Origin of the sequence: Xylanivirga thermophila, assembly GCF_004138105.1 — a bacterium.
Classification (GTDB): Bacteria; Bacillota; Clostridia; order Caldicoprobacterales; family Xylanivirgaceae; genus Xylanivirga; species Xylanivirga thermophila.
The window spans coordinates 14961-27487 of sequence record NZ_RXHQ01000020.1 but is presented as its reverse complement, the minus strand read 5'-3'; the positions used below and the strand labels follow the sequence as shown (position 1 = coordinate 27487).

Here is a 12527-nt window from a genome sequence, read left to right as displayed (position 1 = left end):
ATTTCACCACTCTTCTGTATTAAAAATACGATACTTGTCCATCACAAAATCCTCCAATTGCTTTTTAAATGCCCCTTTATCAAATTTAAGGGCATTTTCCCTTATTGCCTCTGGGTTAAACTCCAGCCCCTCCAGCCTGTCCACCGCATCAGCTAGATTATCTGCATCCTGATCGTAGAAGAACACACCGGTTTTACCGTCTATTACCGTTTCCAGTGCACCACCCTTACCATAGGCTATAACCGGCTTTCCAAAGGCCTGGGCTTCTACTGGAGTTATACCAAAATCCTCTTCACCAGGAAATACAAAAGCCCGACACCTTCTAAAATAATCTATCTTTTCCTCATCTGATATCCTACCTACAAACTTTATATTAGGATTAGCCATAGCCTTTAGATTGTCAAGCTCCGGCCCTTCTCCCGCCACCACCAATGGTTTGTTCAGCTTATTAAATGCCAAAACTGCTAAGTCTATCCTTTTATATTTTACCAACCTAGATAATACTAGATAATAACCTTCATCTGATATCCCTTTCTCCATACCTATACTGGTATCCACCGGTGGGTATATCACATAAGACCCCCGCCTATAGTGTTTTTTTATCCGCCTTGCTATATTATGGGAATTAGCTATAAAATAATCCACCCTGTTTGCCGATACTACGTCCCATATGCGAATTTTATGTAGGGATCTCTTTATATACCCCTTAGCTATTGGATTGACCCCTGCCATATAGTCAAAATACATATCCCAGGCGTAGCGCATGGGCGTATTGCAGTAACATATATGAAGGGTATTGGCATCGGTGATTACACCCTTTGCACAGCTAGTCGACGAAGATATCACCACGTCATACCCATTTAAATCAAAGCTCTCAAACGCCTTTGGCATATAGTTTAAGTATATGGAATGTTTCCGTTTTGCAAAGGGCTTTTTGTTTATAAATGATGTATATATGGGGGTATCTCCGAAATACCCGCCCATAACATCCTCATTATATATGGATGTATATATATGTGCCTGGGGAAAGACTTCAAGCATCTCCTTTATAACTGTCTCTGCCCCCCCAGGACAGGTTATCCAGTCATGAACAATCGCTACTTTCAACTGTAATTATCCTCCATAAGTATTTTTTTATATATCTCTACAGTCTCATTTGCAGTAGTGTACCAGCTAAACCCCGCTGCCCTACCCTTACCCTTTTCAGCCAGCATACTAGCTTTATGAGGATCTTTTAATACATCTGTAATTGCCAGGGCAATCTCCCCTTCATCGTATGGATTAACGGTAATAGCCCCATCTCCCACCACTTCAGGAAGTGAAGATGTATTAGATGTTATGGTTGGCACACCAAAGGACATTGCCTCTAGGGGCGGTAGGCCAAACCCTTCATATATGGAGGGGTATACAAACATATCTGCGGCATTATAAAAATATGGTAATTCATCATCTGATACATACCCTGTTATTATTATGCGATCCTCTAATCCGCTATCCTCTATAGCCTTAAATATCCCTTCGGCCTTCCATCCCTCTTTACCGCAAAGCACTAATTTTTGAGGGATGCCTCCCTGCCTTACTGCTATCCCATAGGCCTTAACTATTCTCTCCACATTTTTTCTAGGCTCCAATGTGCCTACATACAATATAAACCTATCATCTATTCCGAATTTATGCAATATATTTTTCTTTTTTTTGTCATCTTTAGTAAACTTTATATTCCTATTTACCCCAAGGTTTATCACATATACATCCTTTTCCTTGATAAATGGGTATCTATCTAACAGGTCATCCTTGGTATTTTGTGATACACATATTATACCACTGGCCCTTTTTACTCCCCAATCGGTAAAAAACTGCTTTATATGCCTACTACCTGCTGTAAAGCATTCGGGAAGCTTAAAAAATGATAAATCATGTAAAGTAAATAACCGCTTTGCACGGATGGGCAAAGCGGGAGATAGATAATCTACAAAATGCACCAGTGCATAACCTTCATTATTATATACATGCGGCATCCTTAGCTGCTCGTATAGAATTCTCCTTTTACTGGATGAAAAATCTCCATGGGAAACAAAGGTAATATTAGGTGTATCATCAAAATATTGCTTCATATGTTGTTGTATATGCACATCTATAGAAAAATCAATGGGTATATTTTTTATTTCATTTAAAAGCTCAAATACATAACTCCCAATACCTGCTTTTTTCTCATCCATTATAAGGGCATTTATGGCCATTTTATATTTTTCCATATCTATCTCCCCATGAGGCTATAGAGGGATAAAAGCTCTTTTACAGACTTGTCCCAGCTAAACATATCAGCCTGCCTTAGTCCCTTTTGCCTTAAATCGCTATAATTTTCATAATCTTGTGCAATATTATACATGCTATCACTCATTTTTTCAATATCGTTGGGGGGTATCATGATCCCTGCGTCCCCAACTACCTCTGGCAGAGACGATGTATTCGATACAATAACAGGGGTACCACATGCCATTGCCTCAAGGGGTGGCATGCCAAAGCCTTCATATAATGAAGGGAATAAAAATGCCCTTGCACCAGCATATAAATATGGCTTATCACTATCATCTATATATCCTGGAAAAAATACACTATCCTCAAGCTCCAGCCTCTTTACCATCTCAAATATGCTATCGTACATCCATCCCTTTTTTCCTGCTAGGACAAGTCCATAATCTGAATTATGCCTGTCCTTCAGTATCTTAAATGCCTCTATTATGGATTTTATGTTTTTCCTAGGCTCCAATGTCCCAAGGTATAGAAAATATTTATCCGGCAGATTGTATTTATCTATTACCCGCCCAACTTCATCCATATCATCTATGGGTCTATATATATAATGGTCAACAGCAGGATTTATGATAAATACCTTTTCCTCCGGTACGTTTAAAAACCTTACTATCTCCCTTTTGCTGTTCTCTGATATGGTAAGTATGGCATCTGCCCTATCGCATGAGCTTTTAAGATTCCTATCTAGCTTTTTATAATTGGCCTTTTCCATAGTATCGGGAAACATCTTATATACCATATCATATACCGTAACTATGGTCTTACCCTTTACATAGGGTGGGGATACAAAATTAAAAAAATGAAATATATCGGCCTCAGTACCAAAAAATTTGCCATAATCTAAAAATGGCATTAGATGCCATATACGTCTGTATATGCCATAGTGCATCATGCCATTTGTCCTAAGCTCTACCTTTTTATCAAGATATGGATCCAATCTATTGGCATTATTAAAAAAATCCATACCCAAAAGATAGTACTCATCTTCTAAAGCTTTTAAATCCCTTAACCTTTTCACCATCTCGTAGGTATAAAAGCCTACTCCAGTCATATGTTTTTCTAAAATGGGCTGTATCTCTATAGCAATTCTCATAATATACACCTTTATATCCTTATATATTGACTATTATAATAGCCTGTTTTTTTACCCCGTATATTATACCATACTCCTTGCGGACCTAGTATCTTAATATTTGTAACCTTTACCTTGAAATGTGACGCTATAACAAAAAAAGAACCCAATCGCATATAAACGATCAGGTCCCTTTTTATTATTCTTCGGGCTGTGGAGCACCTACCGGACAAACATCTGCACAAGCACCACAATCAATGCAAGTGTCAGCATCTATTACATAAATACCATCACCTTCAGAGATTGCATCTACAGGGCATTCTGCCTGACATGCTCCGCAAGCAATACATTCCTCGCTAATCTTGTGAGCCATTTAGACCTCACCTCCTTACATTGGATCCCCAAAACATCGACATCATTTTATCATTGTTTATACAATGTTTCAATCATCTAATAAAGATTTTATTTCTTCATCTAATTCCTCGTCGATTTCAATATCTATATCCTCAGAAGCAGCCTGGTTTTTCAGTACTTCTATATCATCTACTTTAAATTCCAATACTTCATAGGTACCATCCTCTAAGAGGACTTTTACCTTGGCAGTCTCAAGTAGTACATTGGTTTCTACTACAGTCCCATGACCATAGCTTGTAATGACCCCTGCATTCACGCGGGGCATTTTTCTCCTAGCCTTTTCATAGGTACATTGCTCATATCTCAAGCAGCACATAAGTCTTCCACATACACCGGAAATCTTGGCGGGATTAAGGGAAAGACCCTGTTCCTTTGCCATCTTTATAGATACGGGATCAAATTCTCCCAAGAATGCACAGCAACACATATTATGACCGCATATTCCAAGACCGCCTACCATCTTGGCCTCATCCCTTACGCCTATCTGTCTAAGCTCTATCCTGGTGCGGAATATGGATGCTAAATCCCTTACTAGCTCTCTAAAATCCACCCTGCCCTCTGCAGTGAAATAGAATATTATCTTATTATTGTCAAATGTATATTCCACATCTATAAGTTTCATTGGCAAATCATGCTCTTCTATCTTCTTTATACATATATCAAAGGCATCTTTTGCCTTATTTAAATTGTCCTGAACCTTATCTTCGTCCTCTTGAGTAGCTTTACGAATAACATTTTTTAGTGGAGATACTATATCATCTTCAGAAACATATTTAGGCGCTACCACTACCTCACCATATTCTATACCCCTTGCAGTCTCCACTATTACATGGTCGCCTGCACAAAGTTCTATATCATTGGGAGCAAAATAATAGATTTTTCCTGCTTTTTTAAAACGTACGCCTGCAACTAGCTGCTTAAGCATATTGCCCCTTCTCCCTTCTAAAAGCCATAAGTAGGTTTTCTATTGTAAGTTGATAGTTTGTATTACTATCTAACATTTTTTTAGTTTTTTCCACTTCTTCTATCATACATTGTATACCGTTTATTGTAAAGAGTTTTGCCTCCTGCCTTATGGAAGATATTTTATCCATATTTAGAATGAGTCTATCATCGCCAGTCTCTTTATATACCATTATATCCCTTAGCCAAAGCAATAATATATCCAAAATAGTTCCCATATCTTCCTTGTTCTCTATAAAGAAACTGGTATGCTCAAAGACTTCCCACATAGGTATATTAAACATCTTTACCATAATATCAAGTACCCCATTCCGAAGATTACGAAAATCAGAAGATCCGGCTAATTTAATACCCCTCCCCGGTATCCCTTCTGATAATTTGGCATATACAAAGGCGTCTTCCTCTGATATTTCAACATTTTCCTTTATTATCTGGCATATCTCACTATCAGATAAAGGCGGGATAGGAATCCTCTGGCACCTTGACAGCACCGTTTGAAGCATACTGTTATCATTATCCGACATCATCATTATAATAACAAAGTCCGGGGGTTCTTCTAATGTTTTCAAAAGGGCATTCTGGGCATTAACATTCATAGTGTGGGCATCATCTATCATAAATATCTTATATCTGCTTTGATAGGGCTTCACATGGGCGGCAGTTATCACATTATCCCGTATAGAATCTACTTTTATCTTATTGCCTTCCGGCTCTACATATACTACATCAGGATGGTTTCCCGACTGGTACTGTATACATGAATGACATACCCCGCAAGGCTTGTCTGTTTGGCCTGTGCATAGAATCGTCTGGGCAAACCAATCGGCTATAGTCCTTTTACCTATACCTTCAGGTCCTGTAAATAAATATGCATGGGCAATCCTCCCGCTGGATACTATTCCCGATAGCTTATCAACCAACACGGATTGCCCATGTATCTTAAATGAATTCATATTGTTTTGTACCTCCAAGAAAAACTTACACATATTCTATCACGTAAAAACATCCATTAAAAGTCCTCTAATATCATCAATAATACTTACAATATCTATTCTATCTTGCTCCTTGTCTAATATCTGCCTTGTAAGTTCCCCAAGCTTTTCATCTACCAGCTTTGCTATGGTGTGTATATTGTGCCCGCCCCATCTATCAAAGCTGGTATCCCTCTTCAGCTCAAACATATTCTCCATAGCAGTATCCAGAAACCTTGCCACCGCCCTTTTATAATGCACAAGATCCTCTAGCCGTCTATTTTTTGACAAGCGTCTACCTTGTTCATCTATATCCGCTATAATTTCAGCAAGCTGCTCACTTACCACCTTGTAGTGGCTGCCATGGAGGGCATCTTCAAAGGAAATAGCACTATTGCTGCCAGCCGACATAGCTAATGCACGATCCTGTATCTGGGAGAAATTTTCTCTCCTATAGTTTATACCGTCTATTTTCATAGTTTAACGAACTTCTCCACATCAACTACAAATACCGTAGCACCGCCTATTGTAACCTCTACGGGATAGGGCACATATACTCCCGCCGTACCTGCAATAGGTGATGGGGAAGTTGCAACCTGTTTCCTGCTCTTGCATATCTTCTCTATTATAGAAATGACCTCATCCATCTTATCATTGTCTATACCTATGAGCAGTGTGGTATTCCCTGCCTTCAAAAAGCCCCCTGTAGTTGCCAATTTGGTAACACCATATCCTTCCCCCATAAGCGTAGATATGAGCTTATGAGCATCTTCATCCTGTACCACCGCAATGACAAGCTTCATAATACCCCTCCTCTTAATTCTTGATTCCCACAATTTAGTATTTATATTAATATTATATCGTAATTTTACTGTTTAAGCAATCATTTTGCTAATGCCGATAGCATCAATTTATAATTCAATTTACAAATTAAAGTAAAACAGAGTCTAATATTTATATTAGACTCTGTCAAATTCACCCATTATATGATTTTAACTGAGGATTAAAATGCCGGTATAACCCCTTCATTATAGTTTTCCTCTATATATTTCTTGATTTTTTCGCTTCTTAGGGCTTCCATCAGTTTAACAAACTTTTCTTCATCCTTCTCTTCGGTCCTTACTGCTATTATATTGGCATATGGAGAATCCTTTTCCTCAAGTATAACAGCATCCTTAGTAGGTATTAATCCAGCTTGTAGAGCAAAGTTGCCATTTATAACCGCCCCATCTACATCCTTTAATATCCTTGGCAGTTGGGCAGCCTCTAATGGTGTAATCTTTAAATTTTTAGGATTTTCCTCAATATCATTTTCAGTTGCCAAAACTCCTACACCTTCCTTAAGCTTTATAAGTCCGAATTTTTCAAGGAGCAAAAGGGCCCTTCCACCATTTGTGGGGTCATTTGGTATAGCAATTTCAGCATTTTCCTCTAATTCATCTATGGAATCAATCTTTGAAGAATAGAGTCCCATTGGCTCAATATGAACTCCACCGATGGATACTATATCTATCTTTTTCTTTTCCTTAAACTCATTCATATATGGTTCATGCTGAAAGAAGTTTGCATCTAATTCCCCTTCAGCCAAGGCAAGATTTGGCTTTATATAGTCTGTAAATTCAATTATCTTCAGCTTTATACCTTCCTTTTCCAAATCTTCTTTGACGAGCTCTACCATTTTCCCATGGGGTTCAGGTGATACACCTATTCTAATAAGATTGTCATCTTTTCCTTTTTCACTGCATCCTACAAACAAGGAAATGGAAATTACTAAAACCAATATACTAGTTATAAATTTTTTCATATTTATTCCTCCTCAAACCACTTCTATTTTTTATTAACTCTGTTTGCCAGCATGGTGCCTAAATACTGTATACCTTGAACCAATAATATTATTACAATCACTGAAACTATCATTATATCCTTCTCAAATCTATATAAACCATATCTAATGGCTAGATCTCCTAGTCCACCGCCTCCAATGGCACCGGCCATGGCGGAATATCCGATAAGATTTATTATGGTCAGAGTTATACCCATAATCAAAGAAGGCATTGCCTCCGGTATAAGTATTTTGAATATTATCTTAGGAATGGTTGCCCCCATAGACAGGCCTAATTCTATTACTCCCCTGTCCACCTCTTTTAATGAGCTCTCTATAACCCTTGCAACAAAAGGCGCTGCCGCAATAGCTAACGGTATTATAGTGGCTGTAGTACCAATGGTTTTGCCAACAATAACCTTAGATAATGGGAAAAGCAATATCATGAGTATTAAAAACGGGAATGAACGGAGTACATTTATCACTCCACTTAATATCCTATTTAGAGTAGGTTTTTCCCATATATTGCCCTTCTCAGTTATTACCAACAATACTCCCAATGGAAATCCTATCACCAGAGAAAAAATAGTGGAGAAAAATACCATATATAGGGTTTCGAGCAGGGAAGAAATGATCAAATCGGCCATTTACATCACCTCCACATCTACATTTTGATCTTTTAGATACTCTATTGCAGTTTCTATTTCTGCACCTTCTCCTATGAGTTCAAGGATCAAATGTCCTGCACTGGTAGTCAATATCTCATTGATATTTCCAGATAATATATTTACATCTATATCAAATCTTTTAACCATCTGAGAAATAATAGGCTTTTTCGCATTTTCACCGAGATAATTAAGCCTGATTATCCTGCCTTTGCAACCATCCGGTTTTATAAATTCGTCTTCAGTGCTAAACTTTAAGTCACTAATAAATTCCTTAGCAGTTTTGGACTGGGGATGCCTAAATATTTCTTCAACAGTATTTATCTCTATTATCTCCCCATTTTCGATTATGGCCACCCGATCACATATGTCCTTTACCACTTCCATCTGGTGTGTAATCATCACTATAGTCAATCCAAATTCATGGCGTATCTTGTTAAGGAGCTCTAAAATAGACTTCGTAGTCTTAGGATCCAATGCTGATGTGGCTTCATCACTTAATAATACCTTTGGATTGTTGGCCAAAGCCCTTGCAATAGCAACCCTTTGCTTTTGTCCTCCGCTTAACTGAGAGGGGTAGGCATTTTTTTTATCGGTTAATTCAACATATTTTAAAAGTTCATCCACCCTTGAGTCAATCTTATTACGGGCCATGCCAGACAGTTCAAGGGGCAAGGCTATATTTTCAGCTACCGTCTTCTGTAACAATAGGTTGAAATGCTGAAATATCATACCTATTTCTTTGCGCTTTGCCCTCAATTCCTTTTTTGAAAGGGATGTCATATCTACCCCGTCAATAATAATCTGCCCTTCCGTCGGTTCCTCCAGCCTGTTTAGGCATCTTATAAAAGTAGATTTGCCAGCACCACTTAAACCGATTACCCCTAGTATTTCCCCCCTATTTACATGGAGATCTACATTCTTTACCGCCCATATCTTATTGGTATCCGTTTCAAAATATTTCGATAAATTATTTATTGTAATCATCACTATACCCCTTTATAATTGCACTTAAAATACAGTTTATTAATAAAAAAACCTCTTCTGAAATGATAGAGGTTTAAACTAAAAAAACCTCTTCACAAGAAAGAGGCATTTTCCCTTTCTCATCTCCCGGTATCATATACCGCTGGATTTAGCACCTTGTGTTTACAGGTTGCCGGGCTTCACTGGGCCAGTCCCTCCGCCACTCTCGATAAGAGTTTTTCTATTCATTTTTATGTTAGTATTTATTGTATTATGATTGTTTCTATTTGTCAAGCAGATTTTTTAGATAAATTTTAGGGGAACCTATATAGGTTCCCCTAATTTATATTTATTTTACAATATATTGATTCAATAGAGCCTCTAAAACTTCCTGTCTACCAGATGTATTGGTTATACTATTATTATTCAGGGCATACTTTTCAAGCTCTTTAAACCCTACCTTGCCAGATACTATATCTGCCCCTATACCTTCCCTATAGCTACCATACCTATCCTCTATAAACTTATCGAATTTACCGTCTTCAATCATGTTATATGCAATCTTTAGCCCCTTTGCAAATGCATCCATGCCTGCTATATGCGCATAGAATAGGTCAGCTGGCTCAAATGACGGTCTTCTAACCTTTGCATCAAAGTTAAGACCACCTGTGGTAAAGCCACCGGATTTTAGTATTTCATACATAGCCAAGGTGGTCATATATATATCAGTGGGGAATTGATCCGTATCCCAGCCGAGATGTAGGTCCCCTTGGTTGGCGTCTACACTGCCTAGCATATTGTTTATTCTGGCATATCTTAGTTCATGCTCCATTGTATGACCTGCCAAAGTAGCATGGTTTGTTTCTATATTCAATTTAAAATGCTCATCAAGATCATAGGTTTTTAAAAATGCCAATACATTAGCTGCATCAAAATCATATTGATGTTTTGTAGGCTCTTTTGGCTTTGGCTCTATATAAAACTGACCTTCAAAGCCTATCTCCTTTGCATAATCTACTGCCATATGCAAAAATCTTGCAAAATTATCAAGTTCCAACTTCATATCGGTGTTTAAGAGGGTCTCATATCCTTCACGACCACCCCAAAATGTATATCCGCTCCCGCCTAGATCATTGGTTACCTCAAGTGCCTTCTTTACCTGAGCGGCAGCATAGGCAAATACATCGGCATTGCAGGATGTAGCCGCACCATGAACAAACCTTGGGTTATTGAACATATTTGCAGTACCCCAAAGCAGCTTAATATCGGTATCCTTCATAAAGCCCTTGGCGAATTGTGCTATCTCGTCAAGATTTTTATTTGTCTCCTCCAATGTCTCTCCCTCAGGGGCAATATCCCTATCATGGAAGCAGAAGTAATCTACCCCAAGTTTTTGAAAAAACTCAAAAGCAGCCTCCATCCTAGCCTTTGCCTTGCCCATGGGATCCTTTATATCATTCCATGGTCTTATCATAGTACCTGAGCCAAAAGGATCTACACCTTCTGCAACAAAGGTGTGCCAATATGCCACAGAAAACTTCAGATGTTCTCTCATGGTCTTATTCCCTACCATTTCATCGGGATTGTAATACTTAAAAGCAAGTGGATTATCAGAATTTGGTCCTTCATATTCTATCTTGGAAATTCCCTTAAAATATTCACTCATGTTTTTTACCTCCTATTTTTTTAAATCCTTTTCTATATCTGCTATAGCCCTGTAATTGTCCTTTAGTGCAAAATACAGAGACCTATAGACTTCATAATACCTATCATATATGGGGGTATTATATTCTATTGGATATATTGTATCCTTTGTATTTATTGCTGCCTTACATGCCTCAGGCACATCCTTATACACGCCTGTACCTACTCCCGCCAACAGGGCCACCCCTAGGGCAGGACCTTCTCCTATATCTATAGTACTTAGGGGTCTATTAAATATATCTGACTGTATCTGCCTCCACAGGCTGCTCCTTGCACCACCGCCAGATGCCCGTATTATATCTACCTCAGTACCCATATCCTGTATGATCTCCAAACAGTCCCTAAGGCTATATGCCACACCTTCCATTATGGAACGTATCATATCGTTTCTAGTATGCTTTGCCGATATGCCAAAGAATACTCCCTTTGCTGAAGGGTCAAGATGTGGTGTACGCTCACCCATCAAATATGGGAGGTATATAAGGCCATTACAACCTGCATCCGCCTTTTGCGCCTCTTCTGTCATGAGTTCATAGGGATCTTTTTTAAGGAAGGTAGCAAGTTCCTTTTCTAGTGACCCAAAGTTGTTTCTAAACCATTGCAGGGATAGACCTGCCCCTTGGGTAACCCCCATTACATGCCATGTATCTGGCATGGCATGACAAAAGGTATGCACACGTCCCTTAGGATCTATTGAAACCTTGTCAGTATAGGCAAAAACCACTCCGGAAGTACCAATAGTAGACGATACCATGCCACTCTCTACTATGCCGTTACCTACAGCTCCCGCCGCCTGATCCCCGGCCCCTCCTACTACCGGTGTACCAACATTTAATCCTGTAAGATTTGCAACCTTTTCTGTAACACATCCACTTACCTCATGGGATTCATATACCTTCGGCATCCAGTCAAATGGTATATCAAGCTTATCAAGTACATATCTGCTCCATGTCCTATTCGGTACATCTAACAACTGTGTGCCACTCGCATCGGATACCTCACTTGCAAACTCTCCTGTAAGCTTAAACCTTATGAAATCCTTAGGTAAAAGCACCTTATGTATCCTTTCAAAAATTTCAGGCTGATGCCTCTTTACCCATAATATCTTTGTAGCAGTAAAATTGGTAAGGGCAGGATTTGCAGTAATACTTATGAGTTTTTCCCTGCCTATTATGGATGTAATATCCTTGCATTCTTCCTCAGTCCTTTGGTCACACCATATGATAGCCGGCCTTAAGACATTACCATCCTTATCTAAAAGTACCATGCCATGCATTTGGCCTGACAAACCTATTCCCAGTACATCCTGAGGATGTATTAGACCTTTTTTTAGCACTTCCTGTATGCTAGATACTGTAGCCCTCCACCAATCATCCGGATCTTGCTCAGCCCATCCTATATATGGCTGATATAGCGGATATTCGCTACTTGCTGATGCCTTTATCTTTTTAGTTTCCGTATCAAATAATATGGTCTTTGTAGCTGATGTGCCAATATCAATTCCTAATAGATAGCCCATGTCTTTCCACTCCCTTTACTAAGCACTTGAAAATATTCTCCCCCATATCTAATTTTTCTATTTTAAACTTGTCAGACTACAATAAAAATGTTATAGTTTGTTTATTAAACTTAGTATA

At 38.6% G+C, this 12527-nt stretch carries 13 protein-coding genes and 1 riboswitch; all 13 genes read right to left on the bottom strand.

The features are described from left to right. Nucleotides 1–3 precede the first annotated feature (3 nt). The gene (locus EJN67_RS09535) at nt 4–1107 is read right to left on the bottom strand and encodes a glycosyltransferase (protein WP_129724099.1); all 1104 of its coding nucleotides are present in this window, start codon (nt 1105–1107) and stop codon (nt 4–6) included. Further along, a complete protein-coding gene (locus EJN67_RS09530; protein WP_129724098.1) occupies nt 1104–2255 on the bottom strand; it encodes a glycosyltransferase family 4 protein in 1152 nt (383 codons plus the stop codon). Before EJN67_RS09530 ends, EJN67_RS09535 begins: the two co-directional genes overlap by 4 nt. Before the next feature lie 2 nt (nt 2256–2257). Then, nucleotides 2258–3406, bottom strand: a complete 1149-nt coding sequence (locus tag EJN67_RS09525) for a glycosyltransferase family 4 protein (RefSeq protein WP_129724097.1) — start codon at nt 3404–3406, stop codon at nt 2258–2260. Between the two features lie 178 nt (nt 3407–3584). Next, entirely contained in the window at nt 3585–3758 is a 174-nt protein-coding gene (locus EJN67_RS09520) for a DUF362 domain-containing protein (protein ID WP_129724096.1), read from the bottom strand. Nucleotides 3759–3827: 69 nt separating this feature from the next. Beyond that, nucleotides 3828–4724, bottom strand: coding sequence for a PSP1 domain-containing protein (locus EJN67_RS09515; protein ID WP_129724095.1), 897 nt, complete (start codon nt 4722–4724; stop codon nt 3828–3830). After that, nucleotides 4717–5715 carry a DNA polymerase III subunit delta' gene (gene holB, locus EJN67_RS09510; RefSeq protein ID WP_165000827.1) on the bottom strand — a complete coding sequence of 333 codons (999 nt, stop codon included), beginning with the start codon at nt 5713–5715 and terminating at the stop codon, nt 4717–4719. The genes EJN67_RS09515 and holB overlap by 8 nt, the downstream gene beginning before the upstream one ends. 39 nt (nt 5716–5754) lie before the next feature. After that, nucleotides 5755–6210 (bottom strand): YaaR family protein, encoded by a 456-nt coding sequence (locus tag EJN67_RS09505; protein WP_129724093.1) that lies wholly within the window; start codon nt 6208–6210, stop codon nt 5755–5757. Next, a complete protein-coding gene (locus EJN67_RS09500; protein WP_129724092.1) occupies nt 6207–6536 on the bottom strand; it encodes a cyclic-di-AMP receptor in 330 nt (109 codons plus the stop codon). Before EJN67_RS09500 ends, EJN67_RS09505 begins: the two co-directional genes overlap by 4 nt. 200 nt (nt 6537–6736) lie before the next feature. Next, nucleotides 6737–7537 carry a MetQ/NlpA family ABC transporter substrate-binding protein gene (locus EJN67_RS09495; protein WP_129724091.1) on the bottom strand — a complete coding sequence of 267 codons (801 nt, stop codon included), beginning with the start codon at nt 7535–7537 and terminating at the stop codon, nt 6737–6739. Between the two features lie 23 nt (nt 7538–7560). Beyond that, nucleotides 7561–8202: a methionine ABC transporter permease gene (locus tag EJN67_RS09490; RefSeq protein WP_129724090.1), complete on the bottom strand. Its 642-nt coding sequence runs from the start codon at nt 8200–8202 to the stop codon at nt 7561–7563. Beyond that, a complete protein-coding gene (locus EJN67_RS09485; RefSeq protein ID WP_129724089.1) occupies nt 8203–9207 on the bottom strand; it encodes a methionine ABC transporter ATP-binding protein in 1005 nt (334 codons plus the stop codon). Between the two features lie 116 nt (nt 9208–9323). Then, nucleotides 9324–9422, bottom strand: a riboswitch (SAM riboswitch). 113 nt (nt 9423–9535) lie between these two features. After that, complete coding sequence (gene xylA / locus EJN67_RS09480; RefSeq protein WP_129724088.1) at nt 9536–10852, bottom strand: xylose isomerase; 1317 nt, start codon at nt 10850–10852, stop codon at nt 9536–9538. Between the two features lie 12 nt (nt 10853–10864). Next, nucleotides 10865–12409: a xylulokinase gene (gene xylB, locus EJN67_RS09475; RefSeq protein WP_129724087.1), complete on the bottom strand. Its 1545-nt coding sequence runs from the start codon at nt 12407–12409 to the stop codon at nt 10865–10867. Between the last annotated feature and the right edge of the window lie 118 nt (nt 12410–12527).

Bases quoted from the DNA above. Each gene is read 5' to 3' on its own strand.
- EJN67_RS09490 (WP_129724090.1), bottom strand. From the start codon at position 8,202: ATGGCCGATTTGATCATTTCTTCCCTGCTCGAAACCCTATATATGGTA.
- holB (WP_165000827.1), bottom strand. From the start codon at position 5,715: ATGAATTCATTTAAGATACATGGGCAATCCGTGTTGGTTGATAAGCTA.
- EJN67_RS09525 (WP_129724097.1), bottom strand. From the start codon at position 3,406: ATGAGAATTGCTATAGAGATACAGCCCATTTTAGAAAAACATATGACT.
- EJN67_RS09515 (WP_129724095.1), bottom strand. From the start codon at position 4,724: ATGCTTAAGCAGCTAGTTGCAGGCGTACGTTTTAAAAAAGCAGGAAAA.
- EJN67_RS09505 (WP_129724093.1), bottom strand. From the start codon at position 6,210: ATGAAAATAGACGGTATAAACTATAGGAGAGAAAATTTCTCCCAGATA.
- EJN67_RS09500 (WP_129724092.1), bottom strand. From the start codon at position 6,536: ATGAAGCTTGTCATTGCGGTGGTACAGGATGAAGATGCTCATAAGCTC.
- EJN67_RS09485 (WP_129724089.1), bottom strand. From the start codon at position 9,207: ATGATTACAATAAATAATTTATCGAAATATTTTGAAACGGATACCAAT.
- EJN67_RS09520 (WP_129724096.1), bottom strand. From the start codon at position 3,758: ATGGCTCACAAGATTAGCGAGGAATGTATTGCTTGCGGAGCATGTCAG.
- xylB (WP_129724087.1), bottom strand. From the start codon at position 12,409: ATGGGCTATCTATTAGGAATTGATATTGGCACATCAGCTACAAAGACC.
- EJN67_RS09495 (WP_129724091.1), bottom strand. From the start codon at position 7,537: ATGAAAAAATTTATAACTAGTATATTGGTTTTAGTAATTTCCATTTCC.
- xylA (WP_129724088.1), bottom strand. From the start codon at position 10,852: ATGAGTGAATATTTTAAGGGAATTTCCAAGATAGAATATGAAGGACCA.
- EJN67_RS09530 (WP_129724098.1), bottom strand. From the start codon at position 2,255: ATGGAAAAATATAAAATGGCCATAAATGCCCTTATAATGGATGAGAAA.